General features: G+C 70.9%; 21 protein-coding genes and 1 pseudogene. 11 read left to right on the top strand and 11 right to left on the bottom strand.

What is annotated here, in order from left to right:
- The 5 genes from ACWCPI_RS31450 to ACWCPI_RS31430 form a co-directional block, all read right to left on the bottom strand.
- A complete protein-coding gene (locus ACWCPI_RS31450; protein WP_451041346.1) occupies positions 1 to 1209 on the bottom strand; it encodes a Gfo/Idh/MocA family protein in 1209 nt (402 codons plus the stop codon).
- Between the two features lie 55 nt (positions 1210 to 1264).
- The gene (locus ACWCPI_RS31445) at positions 1265 to 2302 is read right to left on the bottom strand and encodes a substrate-binding domain-containing protein (protein ID WP_451041345.1); all 1038 of its coding nucleotides are present in this window, start codon (positions 2300 to 2302) and stop codon (positions 1265 to 1267) included.
- Positions 2303 to 2319: 17 nt separating this feature from the next.
- On the bottom strand, positions 2320 to 3339 hold the full coding sequence (locus ACWCPI_RS31440; RefSeq protein WP_451041344.1) for an ABC transporter permease: 1020 nt from the start codon (positions 3337 to 3339) through the stop codon (positions 2320 to 2322).
- Positions 3336 to 4856 (bottom strand): sugar ABC transporter ATP-binding protein, encoded by a 1521-nt coding sequence (locus ACWCPI_RS31435; protein WP_451041343.1) that lies wholly within the window; start codon positions 4854 to 4856, stop codon positions 3336 to 3338. Before ACWCPI_RS31435 ends, ACWCPI_RS31440 begins: the two co-directional genes overlap by 4 nt.
- Before the next feature lie 316 nt (positions 4857 to 5172).
- Positions 5173 to 6354, bottom strand: coding sequence for an ROK family protein (locus tag ACWCPI_RS31430; protein WP_451041422.1), 1182 nt, complete (start codon positions 6352 to 6354; stop codon positions 5173 to 5175).
- Between the two features lie 257 nt (positions 6355 to 6611).
- Between ACWCPI_RS31430 and ACWCPI_RS31425 the strand changes: the two genes are divergently transcribed.
- From ACWCPI_RS31425 to ACWCPI_RS31410, 4 genes are all read left to right on the top strand, one after another.
- Positions 6612 to 7433, top strand: coding sequence for an NAD(P)H-binding protein (locus tag ACWCPI_RS31425; RefSeq protein WP_451041342.1), 822 nt, complete (start codon positions 6612 to 6614; stop codon positions 7431 to 7433).
- Positions 7434 to 7726: 293 nt separating this feature from the next.
- Complete coding sequence (locus ACWCPI_RS31420) at positions 7727 to 8146, top strand: DUF4231 domain-containing protein (protein WP_451041421.1); 420 nt, start codon at positions 7727 to 7729, stop codon at positions 8144 to 8146.
- Positions 8143 to 9486 carry a toll/interleukin-1 receptor domain-containing protein gene (locus tag ACWCPI_RS31415; RefSeq protein ID WP_451041341.1) on the top strand — a complete coding sequence of 448 codons (1344 nt, stop codon included), beginning with the start codon at positions 8143 to 8145 and terminating at the stop codon, positions 9484 to 9486. Before ACWCPI_RS31420 ends, ACWCPI_RS31415 begins: the two co-directional genes overlap by 4 nt.
- A gap of 3 nt (positions 9487 to 9489) precedes the next feature.
- Complete coding sequence (locus ACWCPI_RS31410) at positions 9490 to 9798, top strand: RyR domain-containing protein (protein ID WP_451041340.1); 309 nt, start codon at positions 9490 to 9492, stop codon at positions 9796 to 9798.
- A gap of 102 nt (positions 9799 to 9900) precedes the next feature.
- Here the strand turns inward: ACWCPI_RS31410 and ACWCPI_RS31405 are convergent, their stop codons facing one another.
- The 4 genes from ACWCPI_RS31405 to ACWCPI_RS31390 form a co-directional block, all read right to left on the bottom strand.
- Positions 9901 to 10575, bottom strand: coding sequence for a GntR family transcriptional regulator (locus tag ACWCPI_RS31405; RefSeq protein ID WP_451041339.1), 675 nt, complete (start codon positions 10573 to 10575; stop codon positions 9901 to 9903).
- Between the two features lie 175 nt (positions 10576 to 10750).
- Entirely contained in the window at positions 10751 to 11689 is a 939-nt protein-coding gene (locus tag ACWCPI_RS31400) for a beta-ketoacyl-ACP synthase III (protein WP_451041338.1), read from the bottom strand.
- 186 nt (positions 11690 to 11875) lie between these two features.
- Positions 11876 to 12010, bottom strand: a complete 135-nt coding sequence (locus ACWCPI_RS31395) for an MFS transporter small subunit (protein ID WP_451041337.1) — start codon at positions 12008 to 12010, stop codon at positions 11876 to 11878.
- Entirely contained in the window at positions 11991 to 13322 is a 1332-nt protein-coding gene (locus ACWCPI_RS31390) for an OFA family MFS transporter (protein ID WP_451041336.1), read from the bottom strand. The genes ACWCPI_RS31395 and ACWCPI_RS31390 overlap by 20 nt, the downstream gene beginning before the upstream one ends.
- 159 nt (positions 13323 to 13481) lie before the next feature.
- On the opposite strand from ACWCPI_RS31390, the pseudogene ACWCPI_RS31385 reads away from it, so the two are divergent.
- A pseudogene (locus tag ACWCPI_RS31385) lies at positions 13482 to 13921 on the top strand (hypothetical protein); the annotation flags it as partial.
- Between the two features lie 8 nt (positions 13922 to 13929).
- Positions 13930 to 14793 (top strand): formate dehydrogenase accessory sulfurtransferase FdhD, encoded by an 864-nt coding sequence (gene fdhD / locus ACWCPI_RS31380; protein ID WP_451041335.1) that lies wholly within the window; start codon positions 13930 to 13932, stop codon positions 14791 to 14793.
- Positions 14794 to 14890: 97 nt separating this feature from the next.
- On the opposite strand, the gene ACWCPI_RS31375 is transcribed toward fdhD, so the two are convergent.
- Positions 14891 to 15418, bottom strand: coding sequence for an isochorismatase family protein (locus ACWCPI_RS31375; RefSeq protein WP_451041334.1), 528 nt, complete (start codon positions 15416 to 15418; stop codon positions 14891 to 14893).
- 267 nt (positions 15419 to 15685) lie between these two features.
- On the opposite strand from ACWCPI_RS31375, the gene ACWCPI_RS31370 reads away from it, so the two are divergent.
- Both ACWCPI_RS31370 and ACWCPI_RS31365 read left to right on the top strand, forming a co-directional pair.
- Positions 15686 to 17566, top strand: coding sequence for an exo-alpha-sialidase (locus ACWCPI_RS31370; protein ID WP_451041333.1), 1881 nt, complete (start codon positions 15686 to 15688; stop codon positions 17564 to 17566).
- Between the two features lie 19 nt (positions 17567 to 17585).
- Positions 17586 to 18821 carry a DUF4185 domain-containing protein gene (locus tag ACWCPI_RS31365; protein WP_451041332.1) on the top strand — a complete coding sequence of 412 codons (1236 nt, stop codon included), beginning with the start codon at positions 17586 to 17588 and terminating at the stop codon, positions 18819 to 18821.
- Here the strand turns inward: ACWCPI_RS31365 and ACWCPI_RS31360 are convergent.
- Positions 18757 to 19782 carry a bile acid:sodium symporter family protein gene (locus ACWCPI_RS31360; RefSeq protein WP_451041420.1) on the bottom strand — a complete coding sequence of 342 codons (1026 nt, stop codon included), beginning with the start codon at positions 19780 to 19782 and terminating at the stop codon, positions 18757 to 18759. The genes ACWCPI_RS31365 and ACWCPI_RS31360 overlap by 65 nt on opposite strands.
- Before the next feature lie 191 nt (positions 19783 to 19973).
- Here ACWCPI_RS31360 and ACWCPI_RS31355 point away from each other — a divergent pair, with 191 nt between their 5' ends.
- The 3 genes from ACWCPI_RS31355 (at position 19974) to ACWCPI_RS31345 (ending at position 23857) form a co-directional block, all read left to right on the top strand.
- Positions 19974 to 20849 carry a LysR substrate-binding domain-containing protein gene (locus tag ACWCPI_RS31355; RefSeq protein ID WP_451041331.1) on the top strand — a complete coding sequence of 292 codons (876 nt, stop codon included), beginning with the start codon at positions 19974 to 19976 and terminating at the stop codon, positions 20847 to 20849.
- A 243-nt stretch (positions 20850 to 21092) separates the two neighbouring features.
- Complete coding sequence (locus tag ACWCPI_RS31350; RefSeq protein ID WP_451041330.1) at positions 21093 to 22919, top strand: AMP-dependent synthetase/ligase; 1827 nt, start codon at positions 21093 to 21095, stop codon at positions 22917 to 22919.
- 104 nt (positions 22920 to 23023) lie between these two features.
- Positions 23024 to 23857 (top strand): aldo/keto reductase, encoded by an 834-nt coding sequence (locus tag ACWCPI_RS31345; protein WP_451041329.1) that lies wholly within the window; start codon positions 23024 to 23026, stop codon positions 23855 to 23857.
- Positions 23858 to 23951: the final 94 nt, after the last annotated feature.

The following is a 23951-nucleotide window of genomic DNA, read 5'->3' as shown; positions in this document are numbered from 1 at the left end:
TCAGACCGCTATCGGGGTGTACACGGAGTTCTTCTCGGCGCTCTCCTCCACCGCTGCAAGGACGCGCTGCACCTGGAGCCCGTCGACGAAGGAGGGTTCGGGCCGGCGGCCCTCCGCGATGGCGTGGACCAGGTCGCGGGCCTGGTGGACGAAGGTGTGCTCGTAGCCGAGGCCGTGGCCCGGGGGCCACCAGGCGTCCAGGTAGGGGTGGTCGGGTTCGGTGACGAGGATGCGGCGGAAGCCGGCCTCGGCGCCGGGCTGGGTGGCGTCGTGGAAGGACAGTTCGTTGAGGCGTTCCAGGTCGAAGGCGACCGAACCGCGCTCCCCGTTGAGCTCGATGCGCAGGGCGTTCTTACGGCCGGTGGCGTAGCGGGTGGCCTCGAAGGTGGCGAGGGCGCCGGAGGGGAAGCGGGCCGTGAACAGCGCGGCGTCGTCGACGGTGACCTGTCCGGTGCCGGCGGCCGAGACGGCGGACAGTCCGCTGGTGGCGCCGGTGGGCAGGGGGCGTTGCCGTACGAAGGTCTCCGTCAGCGCGGAGACGCCCGCCAGTCGCTCCCCCGTCAGGTGCTGCGCGAGGTCGATGATGTGCGCGCCCAGGTCGCCGAGGGAGCCGGAGCCGGCCTGCTCCTTGCGCAGCCGCCAGGTCAGCGGGAAGTCCGGGTCGACCAGCCAGTCCTGGAGGTACGTCACGCGCACGTGCCGCAGTGCGCCCAGGCGCCCCTCGGCGACCATCCGGCGGGCCAGGGCGGTGGCCGGGACCCGCCGGTAGTTGAAACCGACCATGGTCACCTGGCCCCGTGTGTATGCCTCCTCGGCCGCCCGCGCCATCGAGGTGGCCTCCTCGACGGTGTTGGCGAGGGGCTTCTCGCACAGGACGTGCTTGCCGGCGGCCAGGGCTGCCAGGGCGATCTCGGCGTGGCTGTCGCCGGGTGTGCAGATGTCGACGAGGTCGATGTCGTCCCGTTCGACGAGGGCACGCCAGTCGGTCTCGACGGACGCCCAGCCGTGCCGGTCGGCCGCCCCCTGTACGGCCGTCCGGTCCCGCCCGCAGATCACGGCCTGCACGGGGTTCAGCGGCAGGTCGAAGACGCGGCCCGCGGTGCGCCAGCCCTGGGAGTGGGCGGCACCCATGAAGGCGTAGCCCACCATCCCCACGCGCAGCGGTGGCCTGCCTGCCTCGGTCCCTTCTGGCTGCTGCGGCTGTCCCATACGGGTGTCCTCCTCGTCCTGGTCGGGGTGGCGCACGTGGGGGGTGCGGGCGGGATCACTTGAAGCCGGTGGACATGTACTGGTCGACGTTGGCCTTGTCGACGACCGCCGAGTAGAGCGTGATCGAAGCGGGGATCTCGAACTCCGCCAGGCCGCCGGCGCCCTTGCCTTGGCCGAGGGCGCGGGCCAGGTCGATCGCGGAGGCGGCCATGGTCGGCGGGTACAGAACGGTGGCCTTGAGGACGCCGTCGTCCTGCTTGATGGCCTGGAAGGCGGACAGGGCGCCCGCGCCGCCGACCATCAGGAAGTCCTCGCGTCCGGCCTGCTCGATGGCGCGCAGCGCGCCCACGCCCTGGTCGTCGTCGTGGTTCCACAGCGCGTCGAACTTCGACTGGGCCTGGAGCAGTTGGGCCATCTTGGCCTGTCCGGACTCGACGGTGAACTCGGCGGCCTGGCGCGCGACCTTCTTGATGTTGGGGTAGTTCTTCAGTGCGTCGTCGAAGCCCTGGGTGCGTTGCTTGGTCAGCTCCAGGTTGTCCAGTCCGGCCAGTTCGATGACCTTGGCGTCGGACTTCCCCTTGAGCTTCTCGCCGATGTAGTGCCCGGCGTTCAGGCCCATCCCGTAGTTGTCTCCGCCGATCCAGCAGCGGTACGCCTGCGGGGTGTTGAAGATCCGGTCCAGGTTGATGACCGGTATGCCCGCGCGCATCGCCTTCAGGCCGACCTGGGTGAGCGCCTTGCCGTCGGCGGGCAGCACCACGAGCACGTCGACCTTCTTGTTGATCAGCGTCTCGATCTGGCCGATCTGCGCGGCGGTGTCGTTGGACCCCTCGGTGATCTCCAGCGTGACGTCGGAGTACTTCTTCGCCCGGCTCTTGGCGTTGTCGTTGATGGCGTTGAGCCAGCCGTGGTCGGCCTGCGGTCCGGCGAAGCCGATCGTGACCTGCTTGCCGGGCTTGTCGTCGGCGGCCGGCTGGTCGTTCGCGGCCGGTTCGTCCTTGGGCTCGTTGCTCGTGCAACCGGTGAGGAGGGCACCCGCGCCCATGGCGGCGGTCCCGAAGAGCAGCCCTCTGCGACTGGTGAGCTCTGACATGGCGGTGAACCCTTTCCTCAGGTCGTGCTCGCGGTACGGCGCTGGACCAGCACGGCGGCGACGATGATCGCGCCCTTGGCGATCTGCTGGACGTCGCTCTGCAGGTTGTTCAGGGCGAAGATGTTGGTGATCGTGGTGAAGATCAGGACGCCGAGCACGGAGCCGGTGATGGTGCCGCGACCTCCGCTGAGCAGCGTGCCGCCGATGATCGCGGCCGCGATGGCGTCGAGTTCGTAGAGGTTGCCGTTGGTGTTCTGGCCCGAGCCGGACAGGATGATCAGCAGGAAGGCGGCGATGCCGCAGCACAGTCCGGACAGCAGGTAGAGGTAGAGCCGCTGGCGGCGGACGTCGATACCGGCGAGCCGGGCCGCCTCCGCGTTGCCGCCGACGGCGACCGTGCGCCGCCCGAAGGTGGTGCGGTTCAGGACGAGCCAGCCGATGATCGTCACGACCGCGAACACCATGACGAGCGGCGGGATGCCCAGCACGTACGCGTCGCGCTCGCCGAGGTCCAGCACGGAGGGCACTGTGACGATCTGCGTCTTGCCGTCCGTGATCTGCAGCGCCAGTCCGCGCGCGGAGGCCAGCATGGCGAGCGTGGCGATGAACGGGACCATCGCGCCGTACGCGATGAGCATCCCGTTGACCAGGCCGCACCCCACACCGACGATCACCGCCGTGAAGAGGATGCCGACGAAGCCGTACTCCTGGGTCGCGACCGTCGTCGCCCAGACCGAGGCGAGGGCGACGATCGCGCCGACGGACAGGTCGATTCCGCCGGAGGTGATGACGAAGGTCATGCCGACGGTGACGACGCCGATCACGGACGCCTGGGTGAGGACGAGTTGGAGGTTGCGGGTGTCCAGGAACTCGGCCGGCTTGGTGATGCCGCCGATCAGGATCAGTACGGCGAGGACGCCGAGCAGGGAGAGGGTGCGCACGTCGGCGCGGGCCGTCAGGCCCCGCCAGGCGGGTGGCGCGCCGGCCGACGGCACCTTGCCGGTGCTGTCCCGGGGCGGGGAGGCGTGCTGCGTCATGACGCCGGGCTTCCTTCCATGACGAGGTCGAGTACGCGGTGTTCGTCGAGTTCACGGGCCGGTGCGGTGTGGACCACGCGGCCTTCGCGGAGGACCAGCACGCGGTCGGCGAGGCCCAGCACTTCGGGCACCTCGCTGGAGACCAGCAGCACGGCGAGACCTTCGTCGGCCAACCTGCGTACCACCGCGTACAGTTCGGCGCGGGCGCCGACGTCGACGCCGCGTGTGGGTTCGTCGAGCAGCAGGACGCGGCAACCGCGCAGCAGCCAGCGGGCCAGGACGGCCTTCTGCTGGTTGCCGCCGGAGAGGGTGCGCACGGGCACGGACGGGTTGTCCGGCCGCAGCGACAGCTCACGGGTGGCGGCCCGGGCGGCCCTCACTTCGGCGGCCCGGTCGATCCAGCCGCCGCGGGAGAAACGGGACATGGACGACACCGACACATTGCGGGTGACCGACTCCAGCATCAGCAGCGCCTGCGCCTTGCGCTCCTCGGGGGCGAGCCCGAGCCCGGCACGTACGGCGGCCCGCACGCTGCCGGGCCTGAGCGCCCGCCCCTCCACGAGGACCTGACCGGCGGTCGGCCTACGGGCACCGTAGATCGTCTCCAGGATCTCCGAGCGCCCCGACCCCACGAGTCCGGCGAGACCGACGATCTCGCCGGTCCGGACCATCAGGTCCAGGGGCGCGAACTCGCCGTCCCTGGTGAGTCCCCGCACCTCCAGCAGCGGCGTCCCGTCCCTGTGGCCGTCGGTCGGCCGCTCGGGGAAGACGTACTCGACGTTGCGCCCCGTCATCAGCGCCACGACCTCGCGCGTCGGCGTCGTCTTCGCGGGCAGCCCGCCCGCCACCGCCCGCCCGTCCTTCAGCACCGTCACCCGGTCGCCGATCCGGCGGATCTCCTCCAGCCGGTGGGAGATGTAGACGACGGCGACGCCCTCGGCGGTCAGGTCGCCGACGATGCGGAAGAGGTTGTCGACCTCGTCCGGGTCGAGGGCGGCGGACGGCTCGTCCATCACGATCAGCCGGACCTCGTGCGAGAGCGCCCGCGCCATGGACACGATCTGCTGCTGCGCGGCGGACAACTCGCCGACCAGGCGGGCCGGATCGATCTCCGGGTGCCCGAGTCGCTTGAGCAGCAGCGCCGTTGCCGCTCGCGCCGCCTTTCCCCGTACGACGAAACCGGCGGCCGTGGGTTCGTGGCCGAGGTGGACGTTCTCGGCGACCGAGAGGTGCTCCACCAGGTCGAGTTCCTGGTAGATGGTGGCGATGCCCAGGCGCATGGCGGCGATGGGCGAGCGGAGGGTGACCGCCTCGCCGCGCCAGTGGATCGTGCCGGTGTCGGGCTGGTGGGCGCCGGCCAGGACCTTGATGAGGGTGGACTTTCCGGCCCCGTTCTGGCCGAGCAGGCAGTGCACCTCACCGGCCTGGACGTCGAGGTCGACGCCGTCGAGGGCCCGGACTCCGGGGAACGACTTGGTGATGCCGGACATGCTGAGCAGCGGTGGTTCTGGTGCCATGAGGTCCCCTTGGCGGGCGTGCGGGCCGGTTTCAGGGCGGTCCCCTCGCGGGGCGGCTGTTTTCAGGCAGGGCAGGGCAGAGCAGGGGCGGTGCGGGTGAGCTGTACCGGGCGGTGCTTGGCCGCACCGGGTGGTACCGGGCCGTGCTGAGCCGTACTGAGGTGGTACCGGGCCGTACTGAGGTGGTACCGGGCTGTGCTGAGCCGTACTGAGGTGGTACGAGGCGTGCGAGCCGGACCGTGGTGGTACGAGGCGTGCGGCCGTACTGAGCTGGTACGAGACGTGCGAGCCGTACCGGTGTGCTGCCGAGCGATGCTTACGCGGGTGAGAACAAGTGGTCGCTGATGAGCCGGGCCGCGCCGATGACTCCGGCGGTGGGGCCCAACTCACCCAGCACGATGGGCAGGTTGCCGGTCGCCAGGGGCAGCGACTGGCGGTAGACCTGGGTGCGGATCGCGGCGAGCAGGGTATGGCCGAGGCCGGTCACCCCACCGCCGATCACCACCAGGCCGGGGTTGAAGAAGCTGACGAGACCGGCGATGACCTGTCCGACGCGGTTGCCGCCCTCGCGGATCAGGCCGAGCGCGGTGGCGTCGCCCGCGGCCGCAGCGGCGGCCACGTCGGACGCGGTCAGGGTGCCGTTCGCCTCCAGCCGCGCGGCGAGTTCCTCCGACCGCCCCTGCTGGGCCGCCTCCACGGCGTCCCGGGCGAGCGCCGCCCCGCTGAAGTGGGCCTCCAGGCAACCCCGGTTGCCACAGGCGCAGGGACGGCCGTCGGGCACGGCCTGGATGTGCCCGATGTCGCCCGCGCTGCCGGTGACACCGCGGTGGACGTCACCGCCGGCGACGATGCCGCAGCCGATGCCGGTACCGATCTTGACGCAGAGGAAGTCGCCCACGGAGCGTGCGACGCCCGCGTGCTGCTCCCCCATCGCCATGAGGTTCACGTCGTTGTCGACCATGACCGGGCAGCCGAGTTCCTGACTGAGCGCCTCCCGCACCGGGAAGCCGTCCCAGCCCGGCATGATCGGCGGGGCCACCGGGACGCCCTCGGGGAAGCGGACCGGACCCGGGACGCCGATACCGGCGCCGTCGTATCCCTCCGCGAGCCCCGAGGCCCTCAACTTCGCTGCCATGGAAAGGACTTGCTCGAAGACCGCGACCGGACCCTCGCGGACGTCCATGGGCTGGTTGAGATGACCGAGGATCTCCAGCTCAGCGTTGGTGACGGCGACGTCGACCGAGGTCGCGCCGATGTCGACGCCGAGGAAGCGCAGTCCGGGGTTGAGCCGGATGTTGTGGGAGCGGCGCCCGCCGCGCGAGGCGGCGAGTCCGTCGGCCACGACCAGGCCCGTCTCCAGCAGCCGGTCGACCTCCACGGCCAGTTTGGACCGCGAGAGGTCGATCTGGTCGCCCAGCTGGGCACGGGAGTTGGGCCCTCCGTCGCGCAGCAGCTTCAGCAGCCTGGCCTGGTGGGCGTTCGCGGGTCGCGCCGTCATGCGTCTCACGAGCCCCTCCCCGCCTCATTCGGCCTGTGCGCGCCGGGTTTCGGCCACGTGGTGGCCTGCTTTCGAGGGGAACGTAGCAGTGGCTGCCAGGAGGGGGAAGAAGTTGCGCAGAGATTGCCGTCAACTTTCTCCACTCACAGGACAAAGACATCCCGTGCCCTGGTGCTGCCGGCCCCGGCCCCGCAGGATGGGCACGACGCCGGGCCTGCCGCGGCCCGGAAAGGGGAGAGGTGGACGGGGTGTTTCTGGTGACGGGTGCCACGGGGAACGTGGGCGCCGAGCTCGTACGGGTTCTGGCGGAAGCGGGTCAACCGACGCGGGCGCTGAGCCGCTCCGGCCGGCCGGACGGGCTGCCCGCGGGGGTGACGGCCGTGGCGGGTGACCTCGACCGGCCCGAGACGGTTCGGGAAGCGCTCGACGGCGTACGGGCCATGTTCCTGATGCCCGGTTACGGCGGGCAGCGGCAGATCCTGGCGGACGCGCGAGCTGCGGGAGTCGAACGGATCGTGCTGCTGTCCGGGAAGTCGGCGGCTACCGGCGACGCGGGCAACGCGGTCGCGGGTTACCTGATCGACGCCGAGAACGCCGTGCGCGAGTCGGGGCTGCCGTGGACGTCGGTGCGCCCGACGAGCTTCATGTCGAACGCACTCCAACTCGCCGACCAGATCCGCAAGGGCGACGAGGTGCGGGTGCCGTTCCCCGATGTCCGCACGGCCGACATCGACCCGCACGACATCGCACAGGTGGCCCTGTGTGCCCTGCTGTCGGACGAGTACACGGGCCGGGCCCTTGAGGTGACCGGCCCCGAGGCGCTGTTGCCCGCCGACCGGGTCCGCGTCCTCGGCGAGGTCCTGCACCGCGACCTGCGCACCGTCGGCCTCGCCCCCGAGGAGGCACGCACCGAGCTGGAGGCCCGCATGCCCAAGCCGTACGTCGACGCCTTCTTCAGTTTCTTCGTCGACGGCACGCTGGACGAGTCGGCGGTGCTGCCGACGGTGCGGGAGGTGACGGGCCGGGAGCCGCGTACGTTCGAGCAGTGGGCTCGGGCGCACGCTGACGCGTTCCGGTGACGGCTGTGAGGCCACGACCACTGCCGTGCGAGCCGGGTCGGTCGTATAAGGGCGGTTTGATCGCTCCTGCGCGCGAAGGCGGTGAAAACGGGTCCGGTTGGCTACCCTTTCCCTGCCGACAGGAGTGCTTGGGGGGAGCGCGGATGGCTCAGGGAACCTCGCCGGACGAACCGACACCCACGCCGGGCCGCCACGACGGCGCAGCCGCGCGTCCGGGTCCCGGGCCCCTCGTCCCCGTGCCGGACCCCCCACCCCGGTCCGGCGGCTCACCGGACACCGCGCCCAGCTATGCGATGCGTGTGGCGAACGGTTCCTACGACTGGTACCGGAACGCCGCCATCAAGGCCCGCCGCTACTTCCGGCTGACGGAGACCCTGGTGCTGCTCGTGTCCGCCTCGATCCCGGTCTCGGCGGTCCTCTCGGCCCAGAACGCCGAGGTGCCCGCCGTCCTGGGCGGCATCGTCGTGGTGATCACCGGCCTGCGGTCCGTCTTCCACTGGCAGGACGACTACTTGCGGTTCAGTGAGGCCCGCGAGGCCGTCGAGGCGGAACGCCGCCTCTACTACACCGGGGCGGAGCCGTATGCCGATCTCGGGAGCCGGGACCGGGAGCTCGCCGCCAATGTCACTCGTATCGAGCAGCAGGAGATGGGCACCTGGGTGCAGCTCGCCAGCCCGCGCACGGACGCGACGGGGAACAACGGGCGGCCATGACCACGGCACGGCGGATTCCCACGTACTTCAGCCACAGTTACCGGCGCGAAGACCGGGACGTGAACGAGTTCTTCTGGTGCACCTTCGATGCGCACCGCTTCGGATTCACCGTCGACCCGCAGTCCGGCCCGCTGTCGACCTGCCATCTGGAGATGGTGATGCGGCGCAGCGCCTGCTTCGTCGCCGTGGTGACCCTGCGCCGAGGCCAGCACACCTACAAGTGCTCGCCGTTCATCGTCTACGAGTACGGTCTGGCCGTCCGGGCGGGCAAACCCCGCCTGGTTTTCGTCGAGAAGGGCGTTCCGGCGCACCTTTTCCCGGAGCCCACCGAGCGGCTCGTCTTCGACCGCGAGGAGCTGGGCACCTACGGCGGTTTCGAGGCGCCGATCCGCCGACTCCTGCTGCAGGCGCAGGGCTACTCCTCGGCGGGCGACCAGCCCCTCGGCGAAGTGGGTCTGGCTCTCCCCGACACCCTTGCCTACCAGCAGGCCACACCGCTGCTCACTCAGGTGCTGCGGAAGTTCGGATACGCCGTCAGCACCGTGAGTCTGGACCTCAGGGACCCGGGCCGGATCCCCTTCCAGCTGGACGGGTTCGACTTCGTCATCGTCGACGTGGCCTCCGAGCATCTCCCGCAGTGGCTCTATCCCCTGCTGTTCGGCCGTTTCATCCCCACCCTCAACGTCGTCCACGACGAGGCCGGGGACCGGGCCGACCGGAATGTCTCCGACCTGGTCGTGGGCGAGACCCTGCGTGACGCCACCCACCCCCAGGACCCGGTGGTCCGGTGGCGGGACCCGGCGGAGCTTGTCGCCGAGCTGGAGCGGCAACTGGACCGGTTCGACCTTCCCCGGCACCAGTTCCGCACCCTGGACGAGGGCATCGGCTACATCCGCAGCACCGGTCGCGCCCACGGCAGCATCTTCCTCAGCAACGCCGGCGCGGACAACGCACTGTCTCGGGAGGTCGGTCGCGCGCTCAAGCTGCAGAACTTCACCTTCTTCCACTACGTCTACAACAACACGATCCCGAAGGGCTCGAAGTGGCAGGTCCGTCTCGTCCAGCAGCTGACTGCCAGTCAGGTGTTCGTCCCGCTGGTGAGCGAGGCCTACTGGCGCAGCGAGTGGTGCCGGCGCGAGCTGGCGACCGCCCGTGAGCTGAGCGATCAGGGACGTCTCACGATCATTCCGTACTTCCTGGACGGTAGTTCGGGTGAAACGATCCCCGAACAGGGCACGGACATCACCGATATGACGGAGGCCGAGCGGGTGGCCCAGATCGTCGGTGACATGGATGCCCACTTCACCGGCCGCCCGGCGCCGGACGGTTCAGGAGCCTGAGGCATGACGGACCCCGGCGGATGGACACCCGCTCCCGTCGACACCAGCGGGATCCGGCTCGCCCCGGAACTCCTCGCACTGATCGAGCACCTGGCGCAGAACGCGCACGACCGGTGGGCCCTGCGCCGCCTGGAGGAGGGCTGGCGCCACGGCCCCGCCCGCGACGACGACAAACGGACGCACCCCTTGCTCGTGCCCTACGCGGACCTGCCGGAGTCCGAGAAGGAATACGACAGGGACCTCGCGATGGAGACCATCAAAGTCGTCCTCGGCCTCGGCTACCGCATCGTCCCGCCGACCCGTCGGGCTTAGGCCTGTCCGGCGGGTCGCACCGCGGTCGCGGGGGCCGCACGGCTGCCTCGACGAGGTGCCGTTGCCCTCATGCGGCCTGATCCGCCGGACAGGATCCCGGCGTCACTTCGCCCGTGCGTGATACGACCGCCGCGTGTGCTCCGTGTGCTCCCGCATCAGCTGGGTGGCGCGCTGTTCGTCGCGGTCCGTGATCGCGGCGATCAGCTCCCGGTGCTCGATCCAGGACTGCCGGCCGCGCCGGCGGGCGACCGGTGTGTAGTACCAGCGCACTCGTCGGTCGACCTGGGCGGCCAGTTCGGACAGGACCGCGTTGCCGGCCAGCTCCATGATCTTCGCGTGGAAGCGGGCGTTGAGGGCGACGGCCGCGTCCACGTCGTCGGCGGCGACGGCCTCCTCCCCCTGCGCACACAACTGCTCCAGGACCGCGACACCGGCGCTGTCGGCGTGGGCGGCGGCGAGCCGGGCGGCCTCGGCCTCCAAGAGCGTGCGGACGGTGAGGAGTTGGTCGGCCTCCTCCTGCGTCGGCTCGTGCACGAACGCGCCCTGCGCGGGTCGCAGATCGACCCAGCCCTCGGTGTTCAGTCGCTGCAGCGCCTCGCGCACCGGCTGCCGCGAGACGCCCAGCTGACCGGCGAGTTCGCTCTCGACCAGGTGCTGGCCCGGTTGCAGGGCACGGGTGGTGATGAGTTCGAGCAGCGCCTCGTAGACGCGGTCGCGCAGCGGACCGGGCCGTTCGAGCTTGGGCACCGCACCCTGCGGCAGTCCTGTCGACGGCATCGGTTTCCCCTCCCGGGCGAACGCCTTGCGACTGCGATCGGTAGCCGGCCGTCACCGGAAGGCCGGAATCGATTGTCTTTCGTCTACAGCCTACGGCGCACAAAGTCCGGGCCACCGGGGAGTCGGCCGCCTCGCGTACCGAGGTCGGCCCCCGTCCCCCTTCACGGAACCGGCGTCAGGGGCAGCGCACGACCTGCCCGGCGTACGACAGGTTCCCGCCGAACCCGAACAGCAGCACCGGGTCGCCGCCGGCGATCCGCCCCTGCTCGACCAGCTTGGAGAACGCGAGCGGGATGCTCCCCGCCGAGGTGTTCCCGGACTCGGCGACATCGCGCGCGACCACGGCGTTGACCGCGCCCAGCCTCAGGGCGAGCGGCTCGATGATGCGCAGGTTGGCCTGGTGCAGCACGACCCCGGCCAGATCCTCCGGCGCGAGTCCCGCCCGCTCGCAGGCCCGGCGCGCGATGGCCGGCAGCTGTGTGGTGGCCCAGCGGTAGACGCTCTGCCCCTCCTGTGCGAACCGCGCGGGCTGGCCCTCGATACGTACCGCGTGTCCCATCTCGGGCACCGAACCCCACAGCACCGGCCCGATGCCGGCCTCCTCGGACGCCTCCACGACGGCCGCGCCCGCCCCGTCGCCGACGAGCACGCAGGTCGTGCGGTCGCCCCAGTCGGTCACGTCCGACATCTTGTCGGCACCGATCACCAGCGCCCGGCGCGCGGCGCCCGCGCGAACGGCGTGGTCGGCGGTGGCCAGGGCGTGGGTGAAACCGGCGCAGACGACGTTGACGTCCATCGCGGCGGGCGAGGGGATGCCGAGCCGGGCCGCGACCCGGGCGGCCATGTTCGGGGAGCGGTCGATGGCGGTGGAGGTGGCGACGAGGACGAGGTCGATGTCACCGGGCGCGAGACCGGCTGCCGCGAGGGCCTTAGCGGCGGCGTGCGCGGCCAGCTCGTCGACCGGCTCGTCGGGCCCGGCGATGTGGCGCGTACGGATGCCCACCCGGCTCCTGATCCACTCGTCACTGGTGTCGACCATGCCCGCCAGGTCCTCGTTGGTGAGTACCTTGGCGGGCTGGTAGTGGCCGACTGCGGCGATGCGCGAGCCGTTCATCGATGGTGATCCCCTCGGGCCTCGGGTAGCGGGATTCACCAGTCTGATCAGTGACTCGTGGGTACGACTGCATGTGATGCCACAGGAATCCAGGGTTCGTGTTGTCGGCTTCGGTCAGACCTTCGGACGCCCGGAGACTTCTGGTGGACCTGTTCCTCTCGGCCGACCCGATCCAAGCGACAGACGCTAGCCGGTGAACAGCTGCGTCGCCTTCCGTACGAGTTCGTAGAGCCCGTAGGCGAGCGGCACCCCCACCCACACCCAGGCGAAGGCGATCAGCCCCCGCCGGTCGGGCGGACCGCTACTGCTGTCGCTGGACATCGGCGTCCTCCTTCTGCTTCGCCGCCGGGGCGGGGACGTGATGGCGGGGGTGGACGGGCCGGACGAGTTCGTTGGCCACGAAGCCGACGGCGAGCAGGCCGATCATGATGAACAGGGACATGGTGTAGAGGGACGAGCCGTCCTTGCCGGCCGCTTCCTGCCGGTCGGCGATCCAGTTCACGATCAGCGGCCCGAGGACGCCGGCCGTCGACCAGGCGGTGAGCAGCCGGCCGTGGATGGCACCGACCTGGTAGGTCCCGAAGAGGTCCTTCAGATAGGCGGGGACGGTCGCGAAGCCGCCGCCGTAGAAGGACAGGATCACCAGCGCGCACACGATGAACAGTGGTTTGGACGAGTCACCGGCCAGCGCGATCAGCCCGTACATCAGCGCGCCGGCGCCCAGGTACACGCGGTAGATGTTCTTGCGTCCGATCAGGTCGGAGGTCGACGACCAGCCGATGCGGCCCGCCATGTTGGCGGCGGACAGCAGGGCGACGAAGCCCGCGGCGGCCGACACCGACACCGGTGTGGAGGTGTTCGCGAAGAAGTCCGTGATCATCGGCGCGGCCTTCTCCAGGATGCCGATGCCGGCGGTCACGTTCATGCAGAGCACGACCCACAGGCACCAGAACTGCGGCGTGCGCACGGCGCTGCGGGCGGACACCTGCGGCCCGTCGAAGGCGCCGGGCCCGTCGCCGGCCGGCCGCTCGGTGCGCGGTACCCGGACCAGCAGGACGCCCAGCAGCATGAAGACGGCGTACGACAGTCCGTGCACCAGGAACGCCATCGCGATGCCGGAGCTGTCGCCGCCGAACGACTCCAGCATCTGCGCCGACCAGGGCGAGGCGATGAGCGCGCCGCCGCCGAAGCCCATGATGGCGATGCCGGTGGCCATGCCGGGCCGGTCGGGGAACCACTTGATCAGTGTCGAGACCGGCGAGATGTAGCCGATTCCGAGGCCGATCCCGCCGACGAAGCCGTAACCGAGGACGATCAGCCAGTACTGCTCGACGGCCGCACCCAGGGCGGAGAGCAGGAAGCCGGAGGAGAAGCAGACCAGGGCGACCGTCATCGCCCAGCGGGGCCCGTTGCGCTCCACCAGGGTGCCGCCGAACGCGGCTGACAGCCCGAGCATCACGATGCCCAGCTGGAACGGCAGGGCGCTCTGCGTGCCGCTGAGGCCGAGGGCCGATTCGAGCGGCGGCTTGAACACGCTCCAGGCGTAGGCCTGGCCGATGGACAGATGGACCGACAGAGCGGCGGGCGGAACCAGCCAGCGGCTCCATCCCGGGGGTGCGACCGGTGGACTCATGATCCCGAACGGTAGGGAGGAGGAAGGGAGTTGAGAAGGCGCCACGTCGACCGTATGCGGTGAGCGGTATGCAGGGCGCGACGAACGGTCGAACGCTGTGCGCGAACCCTTGCTGCCACGCGATCGCGCAGGCACGCGTGGCTTCCTCGGCGACGACGCGCCACGGTCCTCGACGCCTGCCGGGCGGCCGGGAAGGAGGTCCCGACCCTGCGTGATCTGTCGACCACGCCCGAGGTCGCCGGCTGGGTCAAGGAGTACGGAGCGAAACCGGACCGCTTCGGGCCGGACTCCGCGCGGCTCGGGCGAGGAGCCTAGGGTCGACAACGAGCTGCTGCATCGAGGTGTGATCGAGGTGTGTCCGACGGGGGCCCTGTCCTTGAAGTCCGAGATCGGCAAGCGGGCGGCCGGTATCTGGACGAGTCGGCGCAGACACGGACGACCACGGTGTGCGCGTACCGCGGTGTGGCTGCGACCTCACGCTCCATGTGCAGGACAATGAGATCGTGAAGGTCACCTCTCCGCACGACGACCCGGTGACCCACGGCAACCTCTGCATCAAGGGCCGTTTCGGCTATCAGCACGTACAGAACCGGGACTGAGGCGCGACATGGGACGAGTCACGGAACGACGCAAGGTGATCCGCATCCGGGACGGGGCGGTCTCCACCCGGCCGGACACGCTCGTCGCCGAGGAACCGCTGGAGATACGGCTCAACGGCAAGCCGCTGGCGATCACGATGCGCACGCCGGGGGACGACTTCGCGCTGGCCGCCGGGTTCCTGGTGAGCGAGGGCGTGCTGGGCGGGGCGGAAGAGCTGCAGAACATCGTGTACTGCGCGGGCGCCACGGCGGACGGTTCGAACACGTACAACGTGGTGGACGTGAAGACGGCGCCGGGAGTGGTGGTCGCCGACATCACCCTCGAACGCAACGTGTACACGACCTCGTCCTGCGGGCTGTGCGGCAAGGCGTCCCTGGACGCGGTCCGTACGACCGCCCGCTGGCCCGTCGACGACACGCACGGCGGCGACCGCCCCCCGCTCCGGCTCGACCCCGGCCTGCTCGCGAGCCTGCCCGACCGGCTGCGCGCGGCCCAGCGGGTCTTCGACCGGACCGGGGGGCTGCACGCGGCGGCCCTGTTCACCGAGGACGGCGAGCTGGTCGACGTACGGGAGGACGTGGGCCGGCACAACGCGGTCGACAAGCTGGTCGGCCGCGCGCTGCAGCAGGGGGACCTGCCGCTGTCCCGAACGGTCCTGCTGGTCTCGGGGCGGGCCAGCTTCGAGCTCGCGCAGAAGGCGGTGATGGCGGGCATCCCGGTCCTCGCCGCGGTGTCGGCGCCCTCGTCGCTGGCGGTGGACCTCGCCGCGGAGACGGGGCTGACGCTGGTGGGCTTCCTGCGGGGCAGCTCCATGAACGTGTACGCGGGCGAACACCGGCTCGCCCTGCGGACCGCGGCCGCCCAGGGCTGAGAAGGCACCCACGACAGGACGGCGGGGCCCCGAACCGGCGGGGAGCACCCCCTGTGCCGTGAAAGGGCCCCGCTGCGAGCCTGCGCCCGGCGCCGGCTCAGCCGGCCGGGAAGGTCACGTCCGACGCGCGCACCACCGATCCCAGCCTCGGGAAGTCGAGCCGCACCGACGCTTCGTGCTCCGCCGCCGTGAACGCGGTCATCGCGTCCTCGACGAAGACCAGGTGGTAGCCGAGGTCGGCGGCGGCGCGGGCGGTGGACTCGACGCCCAGGTTGGTGGCGATGCCGCCGAACACCAGGGTCCTGACGCCGTGTTCACGCAGACGGTCGTCCAGGCCCGTGCCCTGGAATCCGCCGATCGTCCGCTTCACGATCTCGATGTCGCCTTCCTGCAGCAGGCCCGCCACCAGGCCGCTGCCGGGCGGCTGGTCGGCCACGCCGGGCCGTTCGACGCGGATCAGCACGACGGTCCCGCCCGCCGCGCGGAAGGCGGTCGCCAACTCCTCGCAGGTGAGCAGGACTTCGGTTCCCTTGCGGGGCTCCAGCGGCAGGGCGACGATGCGGTCCATCAGATCGACGAGCACCAGGGCGGTGCCTGCTGGTTCGAGCGTGAGCGGTGCGGTCATGACGGAACGTTATCCGCCGCCAGCACCGAGTGCCGGACATCCGGATCGACAGTTCCGTGAATGGGTTCCGTTCGGCCACCGGTGTGACGGTCGAGGCACGGGGCGGCCGGGGGAACGTCGTACTCCATCCGTGAGCTGACACGTGCACGGTTCTTGTGATGTGTGCGATGACCCAACTAACGTCTGCGATGCGCACCTTGGACGTGGGATGTCCGAATGTTCAGATGCCTGGACGCATGACCAGACGATGAAGGGCGGGCCCGCACCATGCCGTCAAGAGTTCGCGCACGCCTCAGAGCTGCCCTCGTCGCGGCCCTCGCCACCACGGCGACGGCCGCGGCCCCGGGTCCGGCTCAGTCCCAACCCACCGCGCGCACCCCACCGTTCGAGCAGCAGGTGCTGTTCCGAGCCGGCCAGGACCCGGGGTACGCGTGCTTCCGCATCCCGGCGATCGTCAGGACCGGGGACGGCACCCTGCTGGCCTTCGCCGAGGGGCGGGTGCTCAACTGCGGGGACGCCGCCGACATCGACATCGTCCTCAAACGGTCGACGGACGGCGGCCGCACCTGGGGCCCGCTCCAGGTCGTCAACGAGGGCGACGGCGACACACACGGCAACCCGGCGCCCGTCGTGGACCGCGGGACCGGGCGGATCCTGCTGGCGCAGACCTACAACACGGGCCGTACGGACAGCGGCAATTGCTCCGTGCCCTGCGATCGCACTCCGCATCTGCAGTACAGCGACGACGACGGGCGGACCTGGTCCGAGCCGCGCGACCTGAGCGACGAGATACTGCCCGCCCACTGGAACTCCTGGTACGCCACCGGCCCCGTGCACGGCATCCAGCTCACCCGGGGCAAGCACGCCGGGCGCCTCGTCCTCGGCGTCAACACCGAGACCTGGGACGGCACTCGGGTCACCGCCAACCACGCCGCCCTCATCGTCAGCGACGACGGCGGCGACAGCTGGCGCATCGGGGCCACCGACTCCTGGCCCGTCGCCGCCGCGGACGGCACCTTCCGGCAGAAGCCCTCCGAGGTGACCGTCACCGAGCGCGCCGACGGCACGATCCTCATCAGCGGCCGGGAACAGGACGGCACCGACCTCGGGCACCGCTCGCAGACGTACAGCCGCGACGGCGGCGACAGCTTCACCGGCCCGTTCCGCGGCCTCCCGGACCTCTACACGCCTCAGGTGCAGGGCGCCACGCTCCGCCTGGGCGACCGCATGCTGCTGTCCGCGCCCGCCGACCCCGACCGGCGGCGCACCATGATGGTCCGGACGTCCTGGAACGGCGGTGCCGCCTGGGACGGCGCGGACCGGGGCAAGGTCGTGACCACGGACTGGTCGGGGTACTCCGACATGGTCGGCGTCGACGCGTCCACGGTGGGGCTGCTGTACGAGGCCGGCAGCGTCGACGCGCGCGACGAGATCCGCTTCGCCCGCTTCACCGAGGAGTGGCTCGGGCCCCGACGCGGTCCCGATCCGACCACCCCGGACCTGGCGCCGGGCGCGCCCCGGGCGACGGTCCTCGGCGGTGCCGCCACGACGGACGGCGTGATCGGCCGCGCCCTGGGCTTCGACGGCGCCGACGACGCCGTACGACTGCCGTACCGCTCCCGACTCCCCCTCGGGACGGGGGACTTCACGGCCTCGCTCTTCTTCCGCTACTCCGCCACCAGCGGCGAGCAGCCGTTCCTGTGGATGGGCGGGATCGGCGGCACCCAGCCCCAGATCTGGCTGCGCGGCGAACCCGACAACGACCGGGTGCGGGCCCTGATCACCGCACGGGAAGGCTTCCGGACCGTGCGTACCGCCTCCGTGTGGGCCGAGGGCGCCCACAACGACGGGCAGTGGCACCACCTGGCGCTGCGGCGCGGCGCCGGCAGGCTGACGCTCTTCCTCGACGGCCACGCGGTCAGCACGGCGGACGTGGCCGGTTCGGTCAGCCGCAACTCGCCGTTCGGCGTGCACATCGGGCAGCGCATGGACGGCCGGGCGTTCCTCACCGGCGCGATCGACGAGGTCCGGGTGTGGAACCGGGCGCTCGGGGACACGGAGGTCAAGGCCGCGGCACAGGCCACCGGCCGAAAGTCCTCGGCCACCCGCGACACCGTGCTGTGGCTGCCCATGGACCAGGTGCGCTGAGGCCACTACCGTCCCAGGGGTGCCCGACGACCCACGAGCGCGGCAGCGTACGGGAACCGGCCTCGGAGTGCTGCTGGCCCTGGTTCTCGCGGCCGTGCTGCTCACCGCCCTCCCGGACGACGGCGAACGGGAGGGCGGTGGCACGTGCGCACCGCACACGGTCGCCTCCTGGTCGGCCGACGACAAGCTCACCGGCGAGTTCGCCCGCTACGGCGACGACCCCACCCGCACCGACGACTGGACCGGCGGTGACGGCACCCACTCGGTGCGGCTTCCGGACGGGCGGCTGCTGTGGCTGTTCTCGGACACCTACCTGGGACAGGTGTACGCGCCGCCCAACCCGTTCGGCGAGTCCCACACCTGGCGGGACACCACCGCTCCGCTGGTGCGCAACTCGGCGGTCGTCATGCGTGACGGCCGCCTGGAGAGCACCCTCGCCGCCCCGCTCTTCCCGGATCCGGCGCCGAACCAGTGGCGCTGGCCGGTCGCCGCCCGCGTCGAGCCCCGCTCCCCCGGCTCGTCCGAGCAGGTCGTACGGGTACTGCTGTGGGTGCGCGCCGCGGGGCAGGCCCCCTGGATCTACGGGGTGCCCACCGCCACCGAGGTCGCCACGCTCTCGCTGCCCGAGCTGCGGGTCGAGTCGGTCGCCAAGGTGTTCGACCAGCAGCTGGTTCCGGACCCCTCCCGGCGGATCCTGTTCGGCACGACGCTGGTCGAGGAGGGCGGCTGGACGTACGTCTTCGGCGGTGACGACGGACAGGCCGCGTCCCGGCCGGCCTCGCACGCCTACGTCGCCCGGGTGCCCGAGGGCAGGCTCGCGCAGGCGGGCGCCTGGCGGTACTGGGACGGCTCCCGGTGGGCGAGGGCGGGCGCCCGGCCGCGTGCGGTGCTCGGGGACGGGCGGCGCACCGGGGTGGGCAGCGCGTTCTCGGTGGTGCGGGTACGCGGGACGTACGTGCTGTTCACGATGGCCGCGGGCACCGCCGGGCTGACGACCGTGACGTCGTACTGGGCCTGCGCCCCGACCGGCCCGTGGCACGGGCCGACGAAGGACTTCAGCCCGGCGCTGCCGCAGGGCGGACAGGTCGCCGCCTACAACCCCCAGACGCACCCCGAGCTGAGCGGCGGCGGGCGTGTCGTCCTCAGCTACGACGTCAACTGGTTGGAGACGACCGGCGCCGCGGCGCAGCTCAACCGGAACGTGTCCCTGTACCGACCGCGGTTCGTGACTCTGCGCCTCGCTCCGGGGCGCTGACCGGATCGGCGCCGTCCGCTCCGGCGTCGCGGGCGCGGCGCTTGGCGATGACCGCGCACACCACGAGCTGCATCTGGTGGAAGAGCATCAGCGGCAGCACGGCGAGCGAGGCGTGGGCGCCGAACAGGACGCTCGCCATGGGCAGCCCGGCGGCCAGGGACTTCTTCGAGCCCGCGAACTGGATCGCTATGCGGTCCTCGCGGCCGAAGCGCAGCGCCTTGGCGCCGTACCAGGTCACGGCGAGCATCACGGCCAGCAGGACGGCCTCGACGGCGAGCAGCCCGGCCAGCCGGACCGGGCTCACCCGGTGCCAGACGCCCTGCACCATGCCCTGGCTGAACGCGGTGTAGACGACCAGCAGGATCGAGCCGCGGTCGACGAGGCCGAGGACCTTCTTGTGCCGGGTGACGAAGCCGCCGATCCAGGGGCGCAGCGCCTGCCCGGCGAGGAACGGCACCAGTAGCTGCAGCACGATCTTCAGCAGCGAGTCGGTGGAGAAGCCACCGGCGCCGGAGCCGAGCACGGCGGCGGCGAGGAGGGGGGTGAGGACGATGCCGACGAGCGAGGAGAAGGAGCCCGCGCAGATCGCCGCGGGCACGTTGCCGCGGGCCATCGAGGTGAAGGCGATGGACGACTGGATGGTCGAGGGGACGAGGGTGAGGAAGAGCAGGCCCTGGTGGAGCGGGTGGGTCAGGAGGACCGGGACAAGGCCGCGGGCGGCCAGGCCCAGCAGGGGGAAGACGACGAAGGTGCAGGCCAGGACGGTGACATGGAGCCGCCAGTGCTTCAGCCCGTCCAGCGCCTCGCGGGTGGACAGCCGGGCACCGTAGAGGAAGAAGAGAAAGGCGATCGCGGCCGTGGAGGCACCGGAGAACACGTCGGAGGCAGTCCCACGGGCTGGGAGGAGGGCTGCCAGGCCCACGGTCCCGAGCAGCAGCAGGATGTACGGGTCGATCGGCATCCGGCGCGGCCGTTGCAGGCGTTTCACTGTGCTCCACCACTCGCTGTCGTACTCGGCTGTCGCTCTGCTGGACTTCGGGTTCCCGGCACGGACGTGCCCTTTCCATCGTCCTGCGGTGTCCCGCGATCGGGAATCCGGCATACCACTCTGACTGCCATCACGTTCCGCGATGACGGCGGTAGCCTGGGCGCGTGTACGACCCCTCCCAGCTGCGGACGTTCCTCGCGGTCGCGCAGACGCTGAGCTTCACGCAGGCCGCCGGCCGGCTCGGCCTGCGCCAGTCGACGGTCAGCCAGCACGTGCGGCGGCTGGAGGACGCCACCGGGCGGCCGCTGTTCACCCGGGACACCCATTCCGTGGAGCTGACCGAGGACGGGGAGGCGATGCTCGGCTTCGCCCGCCGGATCCTGGCGGTGCACGAGCAGGCGGCGGCGTTCTTCACCGGCACCCGTGTGCGCGGACGGCTGCGCTTCGGCGCGTCCGAGGACTTCGTCCTGACCCGCCTCCCGGAGATCCTGGAGGGCTTCCGCCACGAGCACCCGGAGGTCGACCTGGAGCTGACCGTCGAGCTCTCGGGCACCCTTCACGAGCAGCTGGCCGCCGGGAAGCTGGACCTGGTGCTGGCCAAGCGGCGCCCGCAGGACCCGCGGGGCGAGCTGGTGTGGCACGACCGGCTGGTGTGGATCGGCGCTGAGCGACTGCGCCCGGAGCCGGACCGGCCGGTGCCGTTGATCGTCTACCCGCCGCCGGGCATCACCCGGGCGCTCGCCCTGGAGGCGCTGGAGCGTCAGGGCCGTGAGTGGCGGATCGTCTGCACGAGCGGCAGCCTCAACGGCCTGATCGCCGCCGCCCGAGCCGGCCTCGGTGTCATGGCGCACTCGCGGGGACTGATCCCACCTGGCCTGGCCCGTGTGCCCGACCGGTTCGGCCTGCCCGCACTGGGCGGTGTGGACTTCGTCCTGGTCCACGGCCACCGCCGCCCGGCCGCCCCGAGCGCCGCGGACGCCCTGGCGGCGACGATCCTGGCGGGCGGGGACCGGTTGCACCGGCGGCAGCCCGTGACATGATCGACGGGACAGTCGGGGCGTAACCGGGTCGTACAGATTCCGTGGAGATTACGGGTCCGAAACTTACTCAACCGTCAGTTTCCTGTCCGACCCTTCCCCATGTGCGCGCATTTTCCGGCGCTGACCAGTGCATATGTGAGCAGTCCTCGGGTTTTGCGCCCCTCCCGCCCTCACGACGGGTGGGGTAGCTTTCACGGCGCTGCGCGGAGCGTCAGCCGAGGCATTCGGAGCGGGGAGCGGGGTTTGCGCGAGTTCACCAACCCTCCGTTGGCGTTGGCGCCGCCGGTGGGCGGCCTGGCCGACGTCGTCTTCGAGCATGCCCAGCAGGACCCGATGGCCGTAGCTCTCGGCCGCAAGGACGCCGGCGGGCAGTGGCGGGACGTCACCTCCGCCGAGTTCCGTGACGAGGTGCTCGCCCTCGCCAAGGGGCTGCTGGCCGGGGGCATCCGGTTCGGCGATCGGGTCGCGATCATGTCGCGCACCCGGTACGAGTGGACGCTCTTCGACTTCGCGCTGTGGAGCATCGGTGCCCAGGTGGTGCCGGTCTACCCCACCTCCTCGGCAGAGCAGTGCTACTGGATGCTGCACGACTCCGAGTGCTCGGCGGCGATCGTGGAGCACGAGGACCACGCCATGACGATCGCCACCGTCATCGACCGCCTCCCCCGCCTGCACCAGCTGTGGCAGCTCGACGCGGGCGCCGTGCAGGAGCTGTACGACGCCGGGGCCGCCCTCGACGACGAGGTGGTCCACCGCCACCGGCAGGCGGTCACGCCCGACTCGGTCGCGACGGTCATCTACACCTCGGGCACCACCGGACGCCCCAAGGGCTGTGTTCTCTCGCACGGCAACTTCATGTACGAGGCGGACACCGTCATCGAGCGCTGGGAGCCGGTGTTCCACTCCAAGAAGGGCGACGAGGCGGCGACCCTGCTGTTCCTGCCGCTCGCGCACGTTTTCGGGCGCATGGTGCAGGTCGCCGCGATCCGCGGCCGGGTGCGCTTCGGCCACCAGCCGCAGATGAACGCGGCCGCCCTGCTGCCGGACCTCGCCGCGTTCAAGCCGACGTTCTTCCTGGCCGTGCCGTACATCTTCGAGAAGGTCTTCAACGCCGCACGCCGCAAGGCCGAGAAGGAGGGCAGGGCCGGCGCCTTCGAGAAGGCCGTCGAGGTCGCCGTGAAGTACGCCGACGCCCAGGAGGCCAAGGCGTGGGGCGACGGCCCCGGCCCTTCGGCCGGTCTGCGGATGCAGCACCAGCTCTTCGACAAGCTCGTCTACTCCAAGATGCGCGCGGCGATGGGCGGCCGCATCCGGCACGCCATGTCCGGCGGGTCGGCGATGGACCGGCGGCTCGGGCTGTTCTTCGCCGGCGCGGGCGTGCACATCTACGAGGGCTACGGCCTGACCGAGTCCACGGCCGCCGCGACCGCGAACCCGCCGCACCGCACCCGCTACGGCACCGTCGGCCAGCCCATCCCGGGCATGACCGTGCACATCGCGGACGACGGCGAGATCTGGCTGCACGGCACCAACGTCTTCCAGGGCTACCTCAACAACCAGAAGGCCACCGACGAGACCCTGCACGACGGCTGGCTCGCCACCGGCGACCTGGGCTCCCTCGACGAGGACGGCTACCTCACCATCACCGGCCGCAAGAAGGAGATCCTTGTCACATCCGGCGGCAAGAGCGTCTCGCCCGGCCTGCTGGAGGAGCGCGTCCGTGACCATCCCCTGGTCGCCCAGTGCATCGTCGTCGGCAACGACCGCCCGTACATCGCGGCCCTGGTCACCCTCGACCAGGAAGCCGTCGAGCACTGGCTGATGATGCGCGACAAAGGCATGTTGACACCGGCCCAACTGGTGCGGGACCCGGACCTGGAGACGGAGGTGCGTCGCGCGGTCGTCGCCGCCAACACCCTTGTCTCGCAGGCCGAGTCGATCCGCACGTTCCGGATCCTCGCGCAGCCCTTCACCGAGGAGCACGGACTGCTCACGCCCTCGCTGAAGTTGAAGCGCAAGGCGATCGAGAGCGCGTACGCCGCCGAGGTCGAGGCGCTGTACCAGGCCTGAGGGGCGATCCGTCGGGACGTATTCGGCGGTCAGGAATGCATGACGGCCCGTGATCGTTGACGATGTCAGTACCACCTGACGACAACCGTAAGGATCAACAGCTCGTGAGCAGCAAGGTCCCCCAGATCACCCTCAACAACGGCGTCGAGATGCCCCAGCTGGGCTTCGGCGTCTGGCAGGTGCCGGACGACGAGGCGGAGCGCGCGGTCAGCACGGCACTGGAGGCCGGGTACCGCAGCATCGACACAGCGGCGATCTACGGCAACGAGGAGGGCACCGGCAAGGCCATCACCGGCTCCGGCCTCCCCCGCGAGGACGTCTTCGTCACCACCAAGCTCTGGAACACCGAGCAGGGGTACGACTCCACGCTGCGCGCCTTCGACACGTCGCTGGAGAAGCTCGGCCTGGACTACGTCGACCTGTACCTGATCCACTGGCCGATGCCGGCCCGTGGCACGTTCGTCGACACGTACAAGGCGTTCGAGAAGCTCCACGCCGACGGCCGTGTCCGCGCGATCGGTGTCTCCAACTTCCTTCCGGAGCACCTGCGGCAGCTGATCGACGAGACGTCGGTCGTCCCGGCGGTCAACCAGATCGAGCTGCACCCGCACCTGCAGCAGCACGCCTCCCGCGAGTACCACGCCGAGCAGGGCATCGCCACCGAGGCCTGGTCGCCGCTCGGCCAGGGCAAGGGTCTGCTGGAGGTCCCGGCGATCGTCGCCATCGCGCAGAAGCACGGGCGCACCCCGGCCCAGGTCGTGCTGCGCTGGCACCTCCAGCTGGGCAACGTCGTGATCCCGAAGTCGGTGACGCCGTCGCGGATCAAGGAGAACATCGAGGTGTTCGACTTCAGCCTGGACGACGAGGACCTCGCGGCGATCAGCGCGCTGAACGAGGACCGGCGCATCGGTCCGGACCCGGCGACGTTCGGGGGCTGAGGGCCGCGCGGGCACACCGCGCACCGGCTCGGTGACACCGTCCGCCCGCCGCTCACCGTCCGAGCGGCGGGCGGACGCGTTCCGGCGGGAAGGA

The sequence above is a fragment of the Streptomyces sp. NPDC001920 genome (assembly GCF_053594495.1).
This window is presented reverse-complemented; position numbering and strand designations above follow the sequence as displayed.

Coding starts and splice junctions, on each gene's coding strand:
- ACWCPI_RS31450 (WP_451041346.1), bottom strand. CDS start 1,209: ATGGGACAGCCGCAGCAGCCAGAAGGGACCGAGGCAGGCAGGCCACCG.
- ACWCPI_RS31445 (WP_451041345.1), bottom strand. CDS start 2,302: ATGTCAGAGCTCACCAGTCGCAGAGGGCTGCTCTTCGGGACCGCCGCC.
- ACWCPI_RS31440 (WP_451041344.1), bottom strand. CDS start 3,339: ATGACGCAGCACGCCTCCCCGCCCCGGGACAGCACCGGCAAGGTGCCG.
- ACWCPI_RS31435 (WP_451041343.1), bottom strand. CDS start 4,856: ATGGCACCAGAACCACCGCTGCTCAGCATGTCCGGCATCACCAAGTCG.
- ACWCPI_RS31430 (WP_451041422.1), bottom strand. CDS start 6,354: ATGACGGCGCGACCCGCGAACGCCCACCAGGCCAGGCTGCTGAAGCTG.
- ACWCPI_RS31420 (WP_451041421.1), top strand. CDS start 7,727: ATGCGTGTGGCGAACGGTTCCTACGACTGGTACCGGAACGCCGCCATC.
- ACWCPI_RS31415 (WP_451041341.1), top strand. CDS start 8,143: ATGACCACGGCACGGCGGATTCCCACGTACTTCAGCCACAGTTACCGG.
- ACWCPI_RS31410 (WP_451041340.1), top strand. CDS start 9,490: ATGACGGACCCCGGCGGATGGACACCCGCTCCCGTCGACACCAGCGGG.
- ACWCPI_RS31405 (WP_451041339.1), bottom strand. CDS start 10,575: ATGCCGTCGACAGGACTGCCGCAGGGTGCGGTGCCCAAGCTCGAACGG.
- ACWCPI_RS31400 (WP_451041338.1), bottom strand. CDS start 11,689: ATGAACGGCTCGCGCATCGCCGCAGTCGGCCACTACCAGCCCGCCAAG.
- ACWCPI_RS31395 (WP_451041337.1), bottom strand. CDS start 12,010: ATGTCCAGCGACAGCAGTAGCGGTCCGCCCGACCGGCGGGGGCTGATC.
- ACWCPI_RS31390 (WP_451041336.1), bottom strand. CDS start 13,322: ATGAGTCCACCGGTCGCACCCCCGGGATGGAGCCGCTGGCTGGTTCCG.
- fdhD (WP_451041335.1), top strand. CDS start 13,930: ATGGGACGAGTCACGGAACGACGCAAGGTGATCCGCATCCGGGACGGG.
- ACWCPI_RS31375 (WP_451041334.1), bottom strand. CDS start 15,418: ATGACCGCACCGCTCACGCTCGAACCAGCAGGCACCGCCCTGGTGCTC.
- ACWCPI_RS31370 (WP_451041333.1), top strand. CDS start 15,686: ATGCCGTCAAGAGTTCGCGCACGCCTCAGAGCTGCCCTCGTCGCGGCC.
- ACWCPI_RS31360 (WP_451041420.1), bottom strand. CDS start 19,782: ATGCCGATCGACCCGTACATCCTGCTGCTGCTCGGGACCGTGGGCCTG.